General features: G+C 67.2%; 14 protein-coding genes. 9 read left to right on the top strand and 5 right to left on the bottom strand.

Annotated elements, in window-relative coordinates; genetic code table 11:
* Positions 1 to 33 precede the first annotated feature (33 nt).
* Genes NWF24_RS08075 through NWF24_RS08065 form a run of 3 tightly spaced genes read right to left on the bottom strand, consistent with a single transcriptional unit; the run spans position 34 to position 4,746 of the window.
* Complete coding sequence (locus NWF24_RS08075) at positions 34 to 966, bottom strand: dimethyl sulfoxide reductase anchor subunit family protein (protein ID WP_258353739.1); 933 nt, start codon at positions 964 to 966, stop codon at positions 34 to 36.
* 4 nt (positions 967 to 970) lie between these two features.
* Positions 971 to 1,810 carry a 4Fe-4S dicluster domain-containing protein gene (locus NWF24_RS08070; RefSeq protein ID WP_258353738.1) on the bottom strand — a complete coding sequence of 280 codons (840 nt, stop codon included), beginning with the start codon at positions 1,808 to 1,810 and terminating at the stop codon, positions 971 to 973.
* Positions 1,807 to 4,746, bottom strand: a complete 2,940-nt coding sequence (locus NWF24_RS08065; protein ID WP_309148865.1) for a molybdopterin oxidoreductase family protein — start codon at positions 4,744 to 4,746, stop codon at positions 1,807 to 1,809. Before NWF24_RS08065 ends, NWF24_RS08070 begins: the two co-directional genes overlap by 4 nt.
* Positions 4,747 to 4,828: 82 nt before the next feature.
* Here NWF24_RS08065 and NWF24_RS08060 point away from each other — a divergent pair, with 82 nt between their 5' ends.
* Entirely contained in the window at positions 4,829 to 5,773 is a 945-nt protein-coding gene (locus NWF24_RS08060; RefSeq protein WP_258353737.1) for a LysR family transcriptional regulator, read from the top strand.
* Positions 5,774 to 5,780: 7 nt separating this feature from the next.
* On the opposite strand, the gene NWF24_RS08055 is transcribed toward NWF24_RS08060, so the two are convergent.
* Entirely contained in the window at positions 5,781 to 6,983 is a 1,203-nt protein-coding gene (locus NWF24_RS08055; protein WP_258353736.1) for an acetate/propionate family kinase, read from the bottom strand.
* An 8-nt stretch (positions 6,984 to 6,991) separates the two neighbouring features.
* Positions 6,992 to 8,815, bottom strand: coding sequence for a sulfoacetaldehyde acetyltransferase (gene xsc / locus NWF24_RS08050; protein ID WP_258353735.1), 1,824 nt, complete (start codon positions 8,813 to 8,815; stop codon positions 6,992 to 6,994).
* A 172-nt stretch (positions 8,816 to 8,987) separates the two neighbouring features.
* Between xsc and NWF24_RS08045 the strand changes: the two genes are divergently transcribed.
* From NWF24_RS08045 to NWF24_RS08010, 8 genes are all read left to right on the top strand, one after another.
* Positions 8,988 to 9,806, top strand: coding sequence for an IclR family transcriptional regulator (locus NWF24_RS08045; RefSeq protein WP_093059496.1), 819 nt, complete (start codon positions 8,988 to 8,990; stop codon positions 9,804 to 9,806).
* 27 nt (positions 9,807 to 9,833) lie between these two features.
* Entirely contained in the window at positions 9,834 to 10,817 is a 984-nt protein-coding gene (locus tag NWF24_RS08040) for an AAA family ATPase (protein ID WP_258353734.1), read from the top strand.
* Positions 10,814 to 12,550, top strand: a complete 1,737-nt coding sequence (locus tag NWF24_RS08035) for a cobaltochelatase CobT-related protein (protein ID WP_258353733.1) — start codon at positions 10,814 to 10,816, stop codon at positions 12,548 to 12,550. The genes NWF24_RS08040 and NWF24_RS08035 overlap by 4 nt, the downstream gene beginning before the upstream one ends.
* A gap of 122 nt (positions 12,551 to 12,672) precedes the next feature.
* Positions 12,673 to 13,485: an IclR family transcriptional regulator gene (locus tag NWF24_RS08030; RefSeq protein ID WP_258353732.1), complete on the top strand. Its 813-nt coding sequence runs from the start codon at positions 12,673 to 12,675 to the stop codon at positions 13,483 to 13,485.
* A complete protein-coding gene (locus tag NWF24_RS08025) occupies positions 13,482 to 14,471 on the top strand; it encodes a tripartite tricarboxylate transporter substrate binding protein (protein WP_258353731.1) in 990 nt (329 codons plus the stop codon). Before NWF24_RS08030 ends, NWF24_RS08025 begins: the two co-directional genes overlap by 4 nt.
* A gap of 17 nt (positions 14,472 to 14,488) precedes the next feature.
* On the top strand, positions 14,489 to 15,925 hold the full coding sequence (sauS, locus tag NWF24_RS08020) for an acylating sulfoacetaldehyde dehydrogenase (protein WP_258353730.1): 1,437 nt from the start codon (positions 14,489 to 14,491) through the stop codon (positions 15,923 to 15,925).
* Positions 15,926 to 15,927: 2 nt separating this feature from the next.
* On the top strand, positions 15,928 to 17,445 hold the full coding sequence (locus NWF24_RS08015) for an AMP-binding protein (protein WP_258353729.1): 1,518 nt from the start codon (positions 15,928 to 15,930) through the stop codon (positions 17,443 to 17,445).
* Complete coding sequence (locus NWF24_RS08010; protein WP_258353728.1) at positions 17,442 to 18,239, top strand: sulfite exporter TauE/SafE family protein; 798 nt, start codon at positions 17,442 to 17,444, stop codon at positions 18,237 to 18,239. The genes NWF24_RS08015 and NWF24_RS08010 overlap by 4 nt, the downstream gene beginning before the upstream one ends.

The raw sequence follows: 18,239 nt of genomic DNA, 5'->3' as shown, positions 1-18,239 counted from the left end.
TGGACGCAAACCCTTGCCGACGGACCTCAAAGGCTAAGACACCACCTGGTAGTACAGGTTCTGCGGGTGCTTCGCCTGCGCGAAGAAGAACCAGCGCTCGGCCAGCAGGCCCGGTGCCTGCACCAGTACGGCGAGCAACCACGGCAACACCGCGGCACTCGCAAGGCCCCACGCCAAAAGCAACGCCGGCAACACGAAGGCCAGCAGCAGAAAGCCGAGCTTCATGTTCTTCAGCGCGGCCAGCGATGCACCATGAAAGAACTCGCGCGTGTTGAACGACCCGGCCGACATGCCCATCGACTTCTGAACCAGCTTCTGCGTGCGGATACCGGTGGCCGACTGCAGCGTCGACTTGTGGCGGATGCCCGCGTTGCGCCGTAGCGCCTGCACGCGCGCGGCCCACGCTGCCAGCGTGGCAACCAATGCACACGGCCCGAAGACCTGCACGAAGCGCGCCTCGCCAGCCAGCGCCGCCATCGCACAGGCCAGCACCAGCCCCGACGACAACCCGATCAGCGTGAAGTTGACGATAGTCAGTGGATGCGCCCATTCCTCGATGAAGCGCAGGCAGGCATAGATCATCGCGGTGCAGCACCAGAGCGCGACCGCACCGCACAGCACCAACACGGGCAGCAGCCATGACCACGGCGCGCCGATACCCAGCCACAGCGACAGCCACCACAGCCCCACCAGCGCGATGAACGCAGGCAGGACGATCACCTCGCGCGACATCCACGAGGTGCGCCACATCAGCACCGCGCGCCACGCTCGGGTCTTGCGGCCCAGGTGCATGAACGATGCGGTAAGCCCGGCCGCGAGCAGCACTTCGGCAACGCCAAGCGCCAGTGTCAGGAAGCCGGGTGCCAATGCAAGGCCGAACAGCGCTGCAAGTGCGAGCGTGAAGACCAGCCCCTGAGCCGCGCCGGCCAGCGTGGTGAAGAAAAGAATGGAGAACGCGGGGTGCATCCGGCTACTCCCGCGCGTCCGTTGCCTGCGTGATGTGCCGCGGCAGGTATTGATTAGCCGGGCTGGTTTCCCACTCAGGCATCAACTGGTAGCCACCGCGCTCGCGAATGGCCTTCGACACTTCGGAGTCCGGGTCCTTCACATCGCCGAAGATCCGCGCCCCCGTGGGGCAAGCCTTCACGCAGGCCGGCTTGCGGTCTTCTTTCGGCAGTTGCTCGTCGTAGATGCGGTCCACGCACAGCGTGCACTTGGTCATGACCTGGCGCTCTTCGTCGAGCTCGCGCGCGCCGTAGGGGCAGGCCCATGCGCAGTACTTGCAGCCGATGCATTTGTCGTAGTCGACCAGCACGATCCCGTCTTCCTTGCGCTTGTAGCTCGCGCCCGTGGGGCACACGGGCACGCAGGGCGGGTCTTCGCAGTGCAGGCAGCTCTTGGGAAAGTGGATGGTTTCGGTGACCGGGAAGGCACCGGCTTCGTAGGTCTGCACGCGGTTGAAGAAGGTGCCGGTGGGGTTGGCCGCATAGGGGCGCTCGTCGGCGAGCGGGCCTGCGCTGCCGGAGGTGTTCCATTGCTTGCACGAGGTGACGCAGGCATGGCAGCCGACGCAGACGTTGAGGTCGATGACAAGGGCGAGTTGCTTGGCGAGGGTTTCGCCCTGCTCCGCGCGCACTGTGTTGCTCCCTCTCCCGCTTGCGGGAGAGGGTTGGGGTGAGGGTGCAGCGGCCTTCATGACGGCAAGGCTTCCAGTTCCAGCGCCGCCGCCCTCACCCCAGCCCTCTCCCGCTTGCGGGAGAGGGGGCAAGACCGGAGCCGACGCCATCAGGTCCTTCAACCACTGCATCATTTCTTCCCCCTCCCCGCAAAGTAAGTCAGCACGCTCGCCGCCTTGCCCAGCACCCCGGGCACAGCCGGCATGCTCGCGATCTGCGGGTAGCTCTCTTCAGGTTCGCCAGGTTCGGCCGGCCGTATGCGCACGCGCACGTCGTACCAGCCGGCCTGCCCGGTGATCGGGTCGGAGTTGCTGATGGTCCCGCTCGCGGTGCCGGCGCAGGGAAGCTCCTCGCTGATCAGGTGGTTCAGCAGAAAGCCCTTGCGCGCCTCGTCCGCGCCCGGCGCCAATTGCCACGCCCCGTCCGCCTTGCCGATTGCGTTCCATGTCCACACCGTGCCTGGCTCCACCGCCTCGCTGTAGCGCAGCATGCAGCGCACCTTGCCCCAGCGGCTCTCGACCCAGCACCAGCCGCCATCAGCAATGTTCGCGGCCTGCGCAGTCAGCGGGTTCACGTGCAGGTAGTTGTGGCTGTGGATCTGTCGCAGCCATGCGTTCTGCGAGTCCCACGAGTGGTACATCGCCATAGGCCGCTGCGTGAGCGCATTGAGCGGGTACGCATCGAGATCGGTCGCAGCCTCCTCGAGCGGCGCATACCAGAACGGCAGCGGATCGAAGTATTTATCGATGCGCTCGCGCAGCGCATCGGGCGGCTGCCGCCCCGGGCTCTTGCCCTGTGCCGCGAGGCGAAAGCTCTGCAGCGTGTCGGAGTACAGCGCCAGCTGCACCGGGTCGTTGCGCTGGCGCCAGCCCTTGTCTTTTGCAAAGTCGAGGTACTCCCGGTTCCAGTTGCGCATGTAGTGCATGGTCTCGGGCATGTGGTACTGGAACACGCAGTTGTTCTGCGCGTAGGCCTCCCACTGCTTCGGATTGGGCGCGCCGCGCAAATGCTCGGTGCCGTCCTTGCCGCGCCAGCCCATGAGAAAACCGATGCCCGGCTGCGGCTCGAAGTTGACGACAAAGTCAGGGTAGCCCGTGAACTTGCGCCCCCCTTCCGGCGTGGTGAAGGCCGGAAACTTCAGCCGCGAGGCCAGCTCGATCAGCACCTCCTGGAACGGCTTGCACTCGCCCGTCGGTGGCACCACCGGCACGCGCACCGAATCCACCGGCCCGTCGAATTCGGAAATGGGCCGGTCGAGCATGCCCATCACGTCGTGTCGTTCGAGGTACGTGGTGTCGGGCAGCACCAGGTCGGCAAAGGCCACGGTCTCGCTCTGGAAGGCGTCGCACACCACGAGGAAGGGGATCATGTGCTCGCCCTTCTCGTCCTTGCGGTTGAGCATCTCCCGCACTGCCATCGTGTTCATGCTGGAGTTCCACGCCATGTTGGCCATGAAAATCAGCAGCGTGTCGATGCGGTACGGATCGCCCTTTGCCGCGTTGGTGATTACGTTGTGCATGAGCCCGTGCGCCGACAGCGGGTGTTCCCACGAGAAAGCGTGGTCGATGCGGATCGGCGAGCCGTCGGGGTTGATCGCCAGTTCATCGGGGCTGGCCGGAAAACCCAGCGGCGCAGCATTGAGCGGCGTGTTCGGCTGGATCATTCCGGGATCGTTGAAGGCCCGGTAGTTCGGCACGATGTGGCGCGGATACGGTGCCTTGTGCCTGAAGCCACCCGGTGCGTCGATGGTGCCGAGCACGCTCATCAGCACCGCCAGCGCACGCACCGTCTGGAAGCCGTTGGAGTGCGCCGCCAGCCCGCGCATCGCATGGAAGGCCACGGGGCGCGCCTGTGTGGTGGGGTGCTGCTTGCCCCATGCATCGGTCCACGGAATGGGCAGCTCGAAGGCCTGCTGCAGCGCCGTCTCGCCCATCTCGCGCGCCAGCTTGCGGATGCGCGCCGCGTCGATGCCGGTGATAGCCTGCGCCCACTCGGGAGTGCAGCTCGCCACGCGCTCGCGCAGCAGCTGGAAAGAAGGCGCGACGCGCGTGCCGTCGGCCAGCGTGTAGTGGCCTTCGAGCGCCGGATCGCAGCCGTCGGCAATGCCTTCGGGGTATGCGGGCTTCACAGTGCCGCTGGCCTTGTCCCACACCAGCTTGTTGTGCGGGTTGCGGCCATCACCCGGCGGGCCGCGTTCAGGGTCGAAGGCAAACAGCCCTTCGCGCTCGCAGTTGTCGAGCACCACGAGCTGCGGTGCGTTGGTGAAGCGCTTGAGGAAGGCGTGGTCCACCAGCTCATTCGCTATCAGCTCATGCAGCAGCGCCATGAACAGTGCGCCATCGGTCCCCGGCTTGATCGGAATCCACTCGTCGGCAATCGCCGAGTAGCCCGTGCGCACCGGATTGATCGAGATAAAGCGACCGCCAGCCCGCTTGAACTTGCTGATCGCGATCTTCATCGGGTTGCTGTGATGGTCTTCGGCCGTGCCAATCATCACGAACAGCCTGGCGCGCTCCAGGTCGGGGCCGCCGAATTCCCAGAAACTGCCGCCGATGGTGTAGATCATTCCCGCGGCCATGTTGACCGAGCAGAAGCCGCCGTGCGCCGCATAGTTGGGCGTGCCGAACTGCCGCGCGAACAGGCCGGTGAGCGCCTGCATCTGGTCGCGCCCGGTGAACAGCGCGAACTTCTTCGGGTCGGTCGCGCGGATCTTGCCGAGCCGCTCGGTGAGCATGTCGAAGGCGCGCTCCCAGCTGATGGGCTCGAACTCGCCGGCCCCGCGTTCGCTGCCGGCCTTGCGCAGCAGCGGCTGCGTGATGCGCGCGGGCGACACCTGCTTCATGATTCCCGACGAGCCCTTGGCGCAGATCACGCCCTGGTTCAGCGGGTGGTTCGGGTTGCCGTCGATGTAGCGCACCTCGGGGCCCTTTTCACCTTCACGCAGGTGCACGCGAATGCCGCAGCGGCAGGCGCACATGTAGCAGGTGGTGGTCTTGACCGTGGTGTCGGCCGTGGGCGTGGGCGCGACCAGCGGGTCGTGCACCGGCTCGCGAGACAGGAAGCTGAACACTGGCGGTCCTTTGTTTTCAGGCGGGGTCCGTGCGATGTTATGCAGCCTCGATCAAACGAAAAAGCAGAGAATATCGCTCACCATGACCGGAAAAACAGATCAGCTTCAGAGTCAGACTTCGAGCCAGCGCCTTCGCCTCAACCTGCGGCAGCTTGAAGTGTTCGTCGCCACCGCGCGCGAAGGCAGCACCCGCGCCGCCGCCGACCGCATCGCGCGTTCGCAATCGGCCGCGAGCAGCGCGCTGGCCGACCTGGAGTCTTCAGTGGGCGTTTTGCTCTTCGACCGGCTCGGACGCCGGCTGGTGCTCAACGAGAACGGCCGCGCGCTGCTGCCCAAGGCGCAGGCGCTGCTCGATCAGGCGGGCGAGGTCGAGGCGCTGTTCAGCGGCGAGCATGCGGCGCCGCTGCGGGTGGCGGCCAGCTTCACCATCGGCGAGTACCTGCTGCCCGAGAAGGTGTCGCAATGGACGCACCTGCATCCGCAGAGCCAAGTGCACCTGCACATCGCGAATACGCACGACGTGATCGAGGCGGTCGCGGGCTTCGACGTGGACGTTGGCTTCATCGAAGGCCCGCAGACGCACCCCGACCTCGTGGTGCGCGCCTGGCGCGAAGACGAGCTGGTGATCGTCGCCGCGCCTGGCCACGCGCTGGCGGGCCGCATCGCCACGCACAAGCAGCTCTCGCAAGCCACGTGGGTGCTGCGCGAGCACGGCTCGGGCACGCGGCAGGTAACGGACGCATGGCTGATCCAGAACCTCGAGCAGGTGCGCGTGGGCTTCGAGCTGGGCAGCACCGAAGCAATCAAGCGCGTGGTGGCCTCCGGCACCGGGCTGGCCTGCCTGTCGCGCTACACAGTGGCGCAAGCGCTGGAAGACGGACACCTGATCGAGCTGCGTACGCGGTTGCCGGCGGGCATGCGGCGGCTGGCAACTGTGATGCACCGCGACAAGCTGCTGGGCCGCGCAACCGCGGACTTCATGCGCCACTGCGGCGCCAGCGTGCCACGCGCTTCATCGGCGCGCTAGGAAGCCCTCAGCCAGCAGCGCGCAGCACGTTCGCCGTGTGGCGCGCAATGACCGCCTCTTCGTCAGTGCGCAGCACCCACGCGCTGACAGGACTCTCGGCCGTAGTGAGCCGCGCGTCGCCCTTGCGGTTGGCGGCCGCGTCGACATTCACACCCAGCCATTCGCAGTCTTCGAGGATGCGTTCACGCAGCGGGGCCGCGTTCTCGCCGATGCCGCCGGTGAACACGATGGCATCGACACCGCGCAGCGCAGCCGCGAGGCTGCCCATGTGCTGCACCACCTGCTCAGCGAAGTGCCCGATGGCCTCGGCCGCGGCAGGCTCGGCAGAAGCCTCCAGTGCACGCATATCGCTCGACACGCCCGAGATGCCGAGCAGGCCCGATTCGCGGAACAGCAGCGCCTCGACCCGGTCGGCCGACATGCCGTGCGAACGCATCAGATACAGCACGACGGCCGCATCGATGTGGCCGCAGCGCGTGCCCATCGTCAACCCGTCGAGCGGCGAGAAAGTCATGGTCGTCGCGACCGATCGGCCCTGTGCAATGCCGCACATCGACGCACCATTGCCCAGGTGCGCGACGATCACGCGCCGCTGTGCCAGCTCGGGCGCGATGCCCGCGAACTGTGCGACGATCGATTCATAGGAAAGGCCGTGAAAGCCGTAGCGCCGCACGCCGGCGTCATGCAGCGCACGCGGCAACGCGAAGCGGCGGTTGACCTCTGGCTGCACCGCATGAAAGGCCGTGTCAAAGCACGCCACCTGCGGCACGCCCTCGAACGCCGCCATTGCCGCGCGCACGCCCGCAAGGTTGTGCGGCTGGTGCAACGGCGCCAGTGGCTCGAGCTTGGCGAGCGCATCGAGCACCGAAGCATCGACACGCACCGGCGCCACGAAGTCCGCGCCGCCATGCACGATGCGATGCCCGACCGCCGCGATGCGCCGGCCATCGGCCTGCTGCGCATGCCATTCGAGCAAGGCCGCAAGCGCACCCTGATGCGAAGCCTGCGCGCCATCGAGCGCCGCGTCGTGCAGCGTCTGCCCCTGGGCATCGCGCACACGCAGCCGAGCTTTCAGGCCCGCGCCAAGCCCATCCGCCTGCCCCGACCAACGCGCTGCGGGCAACGATGCATCGCCGTCACCAGCCGCATCGAACAATGCAACCTTGATCGACGACGACCCCGCGTTCAGCGTCAGCAGCGAGTCGGTCATGGAATGGCTCAGACGTAGTCCTTGTACTTGTCGAGGAAGCGCACCGGCTTCGACAGCGCGTCGCGGCGGAATGGGTCTCCCAGCTCGCGCGTGCACATGATCTCTATCACGCAGGTCTTGCCTTCGTTCATCTGCATGTCGATGGCCTTCTTCAGCGCCGGGCCCACGTCTTCGAGTTTGTCGACCACGATGCCCTCGGCGCCCATGGCCTTGGCGATGCCCGCGAAGCTTTCGCTTTCGAGTTCGCCGGCCACGAAGCGGCGATTGTAGAAGTCAACCTGGTTCTTCTTCTCCGCACCCCACTGCCGGTTGTGGAAGACCACGGCCGTCACCGGAATGTCGTGGCGCACGGCCGTCATGATTTCCACCATGCTCATGCCCCAGGCACCGTCACCGGCATAGGCCACTGCCGGGCGGTCGGGCGCCGCGCATTTGGCGCCGATCATGGTCGGCAGCGAGTAGCCGCAGTTGCCGAAGCTCATCGGCGCGAAGAAGCTGCGCGGCTCCTCGAAGCGCAGGTAGCTGTTGGCAATGGCGTTGATGTTGCCGATGTCGGTGGAGACCATCACGCGCGGCGGCATGGCTTTTTCGAGTTCGCGCAGCACCTGGCGCGGGTGCAGGTAGCTGCCGCCCGTCGGCGTCTTCTCGCCTTTCGCTTCCTCGATGGCGTCGAGGCTGAACTGGTCGCGCTCGTGGGTCCACTCGTCGAGTTCTTTTTCCCACGCGGCTTTCTCGGCCTTGATCTTCGCGGCGCGATCGGCCTTGGTGGCGTCGCAGGCCAGCGTCTTGCCTTGCAGGCGCTTGAGCAGTTCCTTCGCCGTGGCCTTGGCGTCGCCGTGGATGCCCACGGTGATCTTCTTAACGAGGCCGAGGTTGGTGTGATCGGCCTCTACCTGGATGATCTTCGCGTCCTTCGGCCAGTAGTCCATGCCGTGCTGCGGCAGTGTGCCGAAGGGGCCCATGCGCGAGCCGAGTGCGAGCACCACGTCGGCCTGCGCGATGAGCTTCATCGCGGCCTTGGAGCCTTGATAACCCAACGGCCCCGCTGCCAGCGGGTGGCTCGCGGGGAAGGAGTCGTTGCGCAGGTAGCCGTTGGCCACCGGCGCGCCGAGGCGCTCGGCGAGTGCCTTGCACTCTTCCACCGCATCGCCCATGACCACGCCGCCGCCCGAGAGAATCACCGGAAACTTCGCCGAAGCCAGCAGCTCGACGGCCGCGTTCAGGCTGTTCTCGCCGCCCGCGCCGCGCTCCACGCGCATCGGCTTCGGGATCTCGGTGGTGATCTCGCCATAGAAGTAGTCGCGCGGAATGTTCAGCTGCGTCGGGCCCATCTCTGAGATGGCACGGTCGAAGCAGCGCGCCGTGTACTCGGCCATGCGCTTGGGGTTGTTCACGTGGCCCTGGTACTTGGTGAACTCCTGGAACATCGGCAGCTGGTTGGCTTCCTGGAAACCGCCGAGGCCCATGCCCATGGTGCCGGTCTCGGGTGTGATCATCACGACCGGGCTGTGCGCCCAGTAGGCGGCCGCGATGGCTGTCACGCAGTTGCTGATGCCGGGGCCGTTCTGGCCGATCACGAGGCCATGGCGGCCCGACACGCGCGCATAGCCGTCGGCCATATGGGCGCCGCCCTGCTCATGCACCACCGGAATCAGGCGGATGCCGGCGGGCGCAAAGATGTCCATCGCGTCCATGAAGGCCGAGCCCATGATGCCGAAGATGTCGGTCACGCCGTTGGCGACCATGGTCTCGACGAAGGCCTCGGAGGGCGTCATCTTCTGCACGCCGGTGACGGCTTCGCGTGTGGGTGCTGCGGGTTGCTTCTGGCTCATGGAAGGCGTCTCCTGAAGGAAAGTGGGCAGTGGTTGCGCGTCAAAAGTCGGAACTTCTCGTTCCGGATTTCATTCCGGCGGAATATAGGTCGGCATCGCTGCGGCGTCAAACAATTTACAAAAAACGGAACGTATTGTCTTGTTTTTCGTAAAAAGAATATGATCCGGCCCCATGAAGATCGTCAAAGGCCTCTCACCGGAAGCGCAGGAACCGGCGGGCGACACGCCCACCATGCGCCTGTTCGCGCTGCTCGAAGTCATGGCCGCGAAAGACCAGCGCTACTCGCTGCAGGGCCTGGTGGAAGAAACCGGCCTGCCCAAGCCCACGCTGCACCGCATGCTCCAGCAGCTCGAAGGCGCAGGACTGCTGCAGCGCGAAGGCGATGGCCGCCACTACGGCATCGGCACGCGGCTGCGGCGACTTGCCGAAAACCTGCTGCTCAACGACAGCCTGCACGGTGCGCGCCACACGGTGCTGCGCCAGCTGGTGGAAGAGATCGGTGAGAGCTGCAACCTCACGGCCCTTTCGGGCAGCGAGGTCGTGTACCTCGACCGCGTGGAGACCGCCGCGCCGCTGCGCTTCTACCTGCACTCGGGCTCGCGCGTGCCTGTGCACTGCTCGGCCAGCGGCAAGATCTTTCTTTCGCAGATGAGCGCGGCGCAGCGCCGCCGGCTGCTGTCGAACGCGCCGCTCGAACCGTACACACCCAGAACGCTGACCGACCCCGAGGCGCTGGAAAAGGAAGTGCAGCGCGTGCGCAAGGACGGCTACGCCATCGACCATGAAGAGTTCCTGCCGGGCCTGCTATGCATCGCCACGCTGGTGCCTTCGGGCGACGACGCGCCTTCCAACCTGTGCATCGCGGTGCAGGCGCCAGTGATGCGGCTCGATGCGGCCAAGGCGAAGACGCTGCTGCCCGCGTTGCAACGCGCCGCACAGGCGCTGAGCCGCATCGATGCCGACGCAGCCTCCGATCGCGCGCAGGCCTGAAGAACCCCACATTCCCCGAAAGCCGCCATGACCGACACCGCCGACCTTCGACCCGACAGGATGCTGAGCGTGCGCGATGTGTTCGGCATCGACACCGACCTGCAGGTGCCCGCCTTCAGCGAACGCGACGACCACGTACCCGAGGTCGACGCGGTCTACCGCTTCAACCCCGACGTGACGCTCGCCATCCTCGCGGGCTTCACACGTGACCGGCGCGTGATGGTGCAGGGCCTGCACGGCACCGGCAAGTCGACGCACATCGAGCAGGTGGCGGCGCGGCTGAACTGGCCCTGCGTGCGACTCAACCTCGACGGCCAGATCAGCCGGCTCGACCTCGTCGGCAAAGATGCGGTGGTGCTGCGCGAAGGCAAGCAGGTCACCGAGTTTCAGGAAGGCATCGTGCCGTGGTCGCTGCAGCGGCCCGTGGCGCTGGTCTTCGACGAGTACGACGCGGGACGGCCCGACGTGATGTTCGTCATCCAGCGCATCCTGGAGCGCGACGGCAAGTTCACGCTGATGGACCAGAACAAGGTGCTTCGGCCGCACCCCTTCTTTCGCCTGTTCGCCACCGCCAACACGGTGGGGCTGGGCAACCTCAACGGCCTGTACCACGGCGCGCAGCGGCTCAACCATGCGCAGATCGACCGCTGGAACATCGTGGCCTCGCTCAACTACCTGCCTGCGGCCGAAGAGATCGCCATCGTGCAGGCGCGCGTGCCATCGTTGGCCGACGAGGCTGGCACCAAGCTGGTCGCGTCGATGGTGGCCGTGGCCGACCTCACGCGCAAGGGCTTCGCGGCGGGTGACCTGTCGACGCTGATGTCACCCCGCACCGTGATCACCTGGGCCGAGAACATCGAGATCTTCAAGGACCCGGCGCTGGCGTTTCGCCTGTCCTTCGTCAACAAATGCGACGACGCCGAGCGACCCCTGGTCGCCGAATACTTCCAGCGCTGCTTCGACCGCGAACTGAAGGAGTCGCACCAGCTCTCCGCAGGCCCGCGCGAATGACTGCCGAACCCGCGAGCGCGATGCAGCGCCGCGTGCGGCAAGAAGAACAGGTCGCGGAGCTTTGCGCGGGCGTGGTGCGCGCCTTCAGCGGAGAGCGCGACCTGCACTTTCGTGGTCGGCGGCTGCACCGTGGCCGCGTGGCGCTGCCGTGGTTTGCGCCGCACCTGCATCCCTCGCCCGACACCGACGACTTCGCCTCGTTCCGTGGCGTAGCCGACGGGCTCGCGCTGCGGCTCACCGAATCGGACGCCGCGCTGCACGAAAGCCTGCGCCCTGAAGAGCCAGTCGAACGCATGCTGTTCGAAATGCTCGAGCAGTTCCGCGTCGAAGCAATGGCGCCCGAAGTCATGGCCGGCATGCGCCACAACCTACGGCACCGCCACGAACAGTGGTCGCTCGCCTTCCATCACTCGGGCCTGACCGATACCGCGCGCGGCCTGTTGCTGTACGCCGTGGCGCAAATCTGCCGCGCTCGCGTCACCGGCCAGCAAGTGGTGGAAGAAACCGAGGACATGCTCGAGGCCACGCGCTTCGCGCTCGCGCCGCTGATCGGCCACGCACTGGCGGGCCTTCGAAAGGATCGCGCCGACCAGGCCGCCTACGCCGTGCACGCCCGCGCCATTGCGCGCACCGTCGCCGCGATGCTGCACGAAGCCGATGAAGAAGGCAGCAGCGCCGCGCGCGACCCGCATGTGGACGACAAGCGCAGCGTGTTCAGCCTCGTGGCCGACATGGACCAGGAGATCGTCGAGCGCTTCACCACCGCCGAGTCGGGCCGCAGCGCGGTGCTCGACGATGCGGGCGGCGCGTATCGCGTCTTCTCCAACGCCTACGACCGCGAGCACGACGCCGCCACGCTCGCACGCAAGGAAGTGCTCGCCGACCACCGCGAAAAGCTCGACCGCCGCATCGCCGCGCAGGGCGTGAACATCGCTCGCCTCACGCGTGAGTTGCGCGCCCTGCTGGCCGAGCCCGAGCGCGATGGCTGGGACGGCGCCCAGGAAGAAGGCCTGATCGATGGCCGCCGCCTCGCGCAGCTCGTGGCCTCGCCCACCGAGCGCCGCCTGTTCCGCACCGAGCGCATGGAGCCCGTGGCCGATTGCATCGTCACCTTTCTCATCGACTGTTCGGGCTCGATGAAGGAGCATGCCGAATCGGTCGCGATGATGGCCGACGTGTTCGCGCGTGCGCTCGAACAGGCCGGCGTGACCAGCGAAGTGCTGGGCTTCACCACCGGCGCGTGGAACGGCGGACGCCCGCAGCGCGAATGGGTGCGCGCGGGCAGGCCGCCGCACCCGGGCCGGCTCAACGAGCGCTGCCACCTCGTCTTCAAGGCCGCAGCCACGCCATGGCGCCGCGCACGCCCCGCGATGGCGGCGCTGCTCAAGGCCGATCTGTTCCGCGAGGGCATCGACGGCGAAGCCATCGACTGGGCCTGCATGCGGCTGCGCCAGCGCAGCGAGGGGCGCAAGCTGCTGCTAGTGATTTCCGACGGCTCGCCGATGGACAGCGCCACGCATCTGGCCAACGACGCACACTACCTCGACCACCACCTGCGCGACGTGGTCGCACGCCAGGAGCAGCGTGGCGATATCGCCATCGCCGGCATCGGCGTGGGCCTCGACCTGAGCCCTTACTACAGCCGCAGCCACGTGCTCGACCTGGCCACCTCCAGCGGCAACACCATCTTTCGCGAGGTGATCGAGCTCATGGCCGGACGCCACCGCTGCTGAGGCGTTTAGAACTACATCCAAGTCCCCGATTGACAAAGGGCACCCGGGGTTCTTACATTGCGTTTCACATCCGAGAACGCAGTTCCAATATTTGGAACATCGGATGTGCCACAGAAAGCCTCATGGACTCCACGCTTGCCAAGGGCCTCGCCGCCATCGAATGGATGGTGCGCCAGCAGCGCGACTGCCGCGTCACCGAACTGGCCCAGGCCTTCGGCATGGCGCGCAGCAACGCGCACCGCACGCTGCAGACGCTGGTCGAATGCGGCTGGGCCGTGCAAGACCCGGACACAAGCGCCTACCGGCCAAGCCTGCGGCTGTTCGAGCTGGGGGCCATGGTGTCCGACGCATCGGACATCGGCGCGCTGCTGCGACCCCACCTCGCGCTGCTGGCGCAGGCCACGGGCGAAACCATCCACCTCGCGGTGCTGGACGACGCCGAGATCGTCTACCTCGACAAGTTCGACAGCCCACTGCCCGTGGCTGCCTACTCGCGCATCGGCGGCCGGGCGGCGGCGTACTGCGTGGCTTCGGGCAAGGCGCTGCTCGCGGCGGCCGCGCTCGACGTGCCGGCGCTGCAAGAGCGCCTGGGCACGCTGGTGGCACACACAAAGAACAGCATCACCGACTTCGACGCTCTCTTCTCCGAACTGGAACGCTCGCGCGCCCGCGGCTATGCCGAGAACCGCGAGGAATGGCGCATCGGCGTTTGCGGCCTCGGCGTGCCCGTGCTCAATGCGCGCGGCGAGGCCGTGGCGGCCGTCGGCATGAGCGTGCCCTCGATCCGCTTTGCGCGCACACAGGCGCGCGGGCTGGCCGACCACCTGATGGCCTGCGCGCGCGACGCCAGCGTCACGCTGGGCTATCGCCTGAACGCCGCACCGGCCGCCCCGTTGCCGCCGACGCCCATCACAAAGAGAAGGAGATCCGAATGAGTTTGTTCTTCGCCCCCTGGCTACGCGCCGGCCTGCTGGCTCTGGCCGCCCTGTCGTCGCCCTTCGCCGCGCAGGCGCAGAACGGCAGCGACTACCCGACGAAGCCGATCCGCCTGATCGTGCCCTACCCGCCCGGCGGCGGCACCGACGTGATCGCGCGCATCGTGCAGGAGCGCTTTCAAACGCTGCTGGGCCAGCCAGTGCTGATCGACAACCGCGGCGGCGCGGCCGGCTCCATCGGCACCGAGGTGGTGGCCAAGTCGGCGCCCGACGGCTACACGGTACTGTTCACGCTGTCGTCGCACACCATCAACCCGGCCATCTACGCCAAGCTGGGCTTCGACACCGCGAAAGACTTCGCGCCAGTCGGCATGGTCGCCTCGCTGCCGCAGATTCTGGTGGCCAACACGCAGTTCGCGCCCAACACGGTGGCCGAACTGATCGCGCTGGCCAAGGCCAAGCCCGACAGCATCGCCTTTGCCTCTGTGGGCAACGGCTCGCCCGGGCACCTGGCGGGCGAGCTGCTGAAGCTGCGCACCGGCACGCACATGACGCATATCCCCTATCGTGGCGGCGGCCCTGCCGTAACCGACGTGATGGGCGGGCAGGTGCCGCTGCTGTGGGTGTCGATTCCGGCGGCCGCGCAGTTCGTGAAGGCGGGCAAGCTCAAGGCGCTCGCGGTGTCCACCACCAAGCGCAGCGCGGCCTTCCCCGACGTGCCGACGATGCAGGAAGCCGGTGTGCCCGACTTCGACGTGGACTCGTGGTACGCCGTGTTCGTGCCCGCGAAGACGCCGCAGCCTGCCATCGACAAGCTCAACCGCGTGATCAACACCGTGGTGAAGGAACCGGACATCCGCGACAAGCTGCTCGCGCAAGGCAGCGAAGGCGTCGGCGGTACACCCGAGCAACTCGGCAAGGTCGTCACCACCGAACTCGTGCGCTGGCAAAAGCTCGCCAAGGAAGCCAGCATCAAAGTCGACTGATCGACACGGACAACCCCATGGAAAACGCAGCCCCCTCCTCCCCCATCGCCGAACTCGTGGCGCGCGCCCGCGCCGCGCAGCGCATCTACGAAACCTGGTCGCAAGCGCAGGTCGACACCGCCGTGGTCGCGGCCGGCTGGGCCATCATCGAGCCGGCGCGCAACCGCGAGCTGGCCGAACTGGCCGTGGCCGACACCGGCGTGGGCAACGTCGAGGACAAGGTGCGCAAGAACCACCGCAAGACCTTCGGCCTGCTGCGCGACCTGCACGGCGCGCGCTCGGTCGGCGTGATTGCCGAAGACCCGGCGCGCGGCATCGTCGAAATTGCGCGGCCCGTGGGCGTGGTGTGCGCTGTCACGCCTTCGACCAACCCGGGCGCCACGCCGGCCAACAAGATCATCAATGCGCTCAAGGGGCGCAACGCGGTCATCGTCGCGCCCTCGCCCAAGGGCTGGTCCACGGCTGCGCGGCTCATCGAATTCATCCACCAGCAGTTCGATCGCATCGGCGCGCCGCGCGACCTGGTGCAGCTGCTGCCCTCGCCGGTCAACAAGCAATCGACCGCCGAGCTGATGCGCCTGTGCGACCTGGTGGTTGCCACCGGCTCGCAGGCCAATGTGCGCGCGGCCTACGCGAGCGGCACGCCGGCCTTCGGCGTGGGCGCTGGCAACGTGGCGGGCATCGTCGACGAAACGGCGGACATCGCGGCCGCTGCCGACCGCATCGTTCGTTCGAAGACCTTCGACAACGCGACCAGCTGCTCGTCGGAAAACAGCCTCGTCATCGTCGATGCGGTGCGCGCGCAGACGCTCGCTGCGCTGAAGGATCGCGGAGCCGTCATGCTCGCCGACGCGCAGAAGGCCACGCTGCAGGCGCTGATGTGGCCCGAAGGCAAGCTGTCGCCCGCCGTCATCGGCCAGTCGGCACGCACCATCGCCGAGCGCGCGGCGGCTATCGACGGTGCCAACCGCGCCGCCTGGCTGGCAATTGCCGATGCCAATCCGCGCATCCTCATGGTGGCCGAAGATGGCGTGGGCCACGACCATCCGTTCTCCGGCGAGAAGCTGAGCCCGGTACTCGCGGTGTATGCGGCGCGCGACTTCGCGCATGCCATGGCCACCGTCGAGCGCATCTACGCATACGAAGGCGCCGGCCATTCGGTGGGCCTGCACAGCGCGGTGCCCGAACGCGCGCTGACGCTGGGCCTCACGCTGCCGGTGTCGCGCGTGATCGTCGACCAGGCGCACTGCATCGCCACCGGCGGCAGCTTCGACAACGGCCTGCCGTTCTCGCTGTCGATGGGTTGCGGCACCTGGGGCAAGAACAACTTCTCGGACAACATGAACTACCGCCACTACCTGAACATCACGCGCGTGTCGCGGCCGATTCCGGAGAAGGTGCCGAGCGAGGAAGAAATCTTCGGCGCCTTCTTCGCCGCGCACGGCGCGCAGTAAGCATGACAGCGGCTGCAACAACGGTTCATGCGCTGATCGAGCAACAGGCGCGGCAGCAGCCGCACGCGGTGTATGCGCGCGCCACCGAAACCGAACGCCACCTGGACTACGGCGACCTCGCGACCGGTTGCCGCCGCGTGGCGGCCGTGCTGCGTGGCCATGGCATGCAGCCGGGCGACACCGTGTCCGTCGTCATGCCCAACGGCCTGCAGACCTTGCGCCTGCTGCTGGGCGCGATGCATGGTGGCTTCTGCGTGAACCCCGTCAACCTGCTGTCGCAGCCGGAGCAGATGCGCTATGTGCTCTCGCACTCCGACTGCCGCGTGGTCTGCGTTGCGCCCGAGTGGGAAGAGCGCGTGCGCGGCATCGTTGAAGGCCTCGATCGATCCGTGACATTGGTCGTGGTCGACCCCGAAGGCGATGCACTGCCCGATGAGGAAGAACCGGCCGTCGACACACCGCCGCCCTCGCCCGATGCCGTCGCGCTGCTGATGTACACATCCGGCACCACGGGCATGCCCAAGGGCGTGATGCTCACGCAGCGCAACCTCGCGGCCAACGCGCACGCCATCAGCGCGGAGCATGCGCTGCGCCCCTCCGACCGCGTGCTCGCAGTGCTGCCGCTGTATCACATCAACGCCTTTGCCGTGACCATGCTCGCGCCGCTCGCGCATGGTGGCAGCCTTGCGATGCCGCCGAAGTTTTCGGCCGGCCGCTTCTGGGAACAGGCCACGCAAACGCAGTGCAGCTGGATCAACGTGGTGCCCACCATGATCTCGTACCTGCTCGAAGGCCCGAAGCCGCCGCTTGCACAGACGCTGGCCATCCGCTTCTGCCGCTCGGCATCGGCTGCGCTGCCGCCCGAGCACCTCCGTGCCTTCGAGCGGATGTTCGGCATCGGCATCGTCGAGACCATGGGCCTCACCGAGACGGCGGCGCCTTCGTTCTCCAACCCCATGGACCCGGCCGCTCGCAAGCTCGGTTCGGTGGGCCGCGCGTCAGGCTGCATGGCCGGTGTGGTCGATGACCGGCTCGCAGCCGTGCCCACCGGCGTGACCGGCGAGATCGTGATTCGCGGGCCCAACGTGATGCTCGGCTACTACAAGAACGAGGAAGCCACCCGCGCGAGCTTCACGCCCGACGGCTGGCTGCGCACCGGCGACCTCGGCCACCGCGACGAAGACGGCTTCTTCTTCGTCACCGGCCGCATCAAGGAGCTGATCATCAAGGGCGGCGAGAACATCGCGCCGCGCGAAATCGACGAAGCCCTGCTGCGGCACCCCGCCGTGCTCGAAGCCGCCGCAGTGGGCGTGCCCGACCGCCACTACGGCCAGGAGATCGGCGTGTGCATCGTGCTGCGCGAAGGCTGCGCCTGCACCGAAGACGAGCTGCGCGAGTTCAGCGCCACCGCGCTCGGCCGCTACAAGACGCCCGGCCACTACCGCTTCGTGCAAGACCTGCCGCGCGGCCCTTCCGGAAAGGTGCAGCGCCTGAAGCTGTTGCCGCTGTTCGAGGCATGACGGCGGCTGAACTGCTGGTGCCGCCGCTGGCGCCGGTAACGCTGGTCTACAGCCTGTGCGTGGTGTTCGCGGCGGGCATCGTGCGCGGCTTCGCGGGCTTCGGCTTCTCGGCCATCACCGTGGCGGGCATGTCGCTGGTGGTGTCGCCCGCGCTGGTCGTGCCCGCGATCTTCATGCTCGAAATCCTGGCAAGCCTGAGCCAGCTGCGCGGCATCGCGCGCGACGTCGACATGCCATGGCTCAGCTGGCTGATGCTGGGCAACCTGATCTGCATTCCCATCGGCGTGGCGCTGCTTGCATGGCTGCCTGAGACACCACTGCGCCTGTTGATCGGCGCGCTGCTGATGGCGGCCGCGCTGCTGCTGCGGGGCGGCGCGCACGTCACGCTGGTGCCCACGCGCGGTGTGCGGCTCGCGGCCGGGCTGGCCTCTGGCTTCATCAACGGCGTGGCGGCCATCGGAGGCATCGCTATCGCCGTGCTGCTCAGCACCGCGAAGATGGCACCGGCCGCGCTGCGCGCCACGCTGATTGCGCTGCTGCTGTTCAGCGACGTGGTGTCGCTGATCTGCGCGGCGCTGATGCCCTCTTCAACCCACGCGTCCGGCAACCTGCTGGGGCCGGACACGCTCAAGTGGGCGCTGTGGCTGGCACCGGCGATGCTCGCGGGCATCTGGTATGGACAGCGTTCGTTCAAGGGGGTTTCGCCGGAGCAGTTCAGGAGGCATGTGCTGAATCTGCTGATTGCGCTGGCGCTGGTGAGTGTGGTGCGGTCGGTGATCGGCCTGCTCGTGTAA

Origin of the sequence: Variovorax paradoxus (assembly GCF_024734665.1) — a bacterium.
Classification (GTDB): Bacteria; Pseudomonadota; Gammaproteobacteria; order Burkholderiales; family Burkholderiaceae_C; genus Variovorax.
This window is presented reverse-complemented; position numbering and strand designations above follow the sequence as displayed.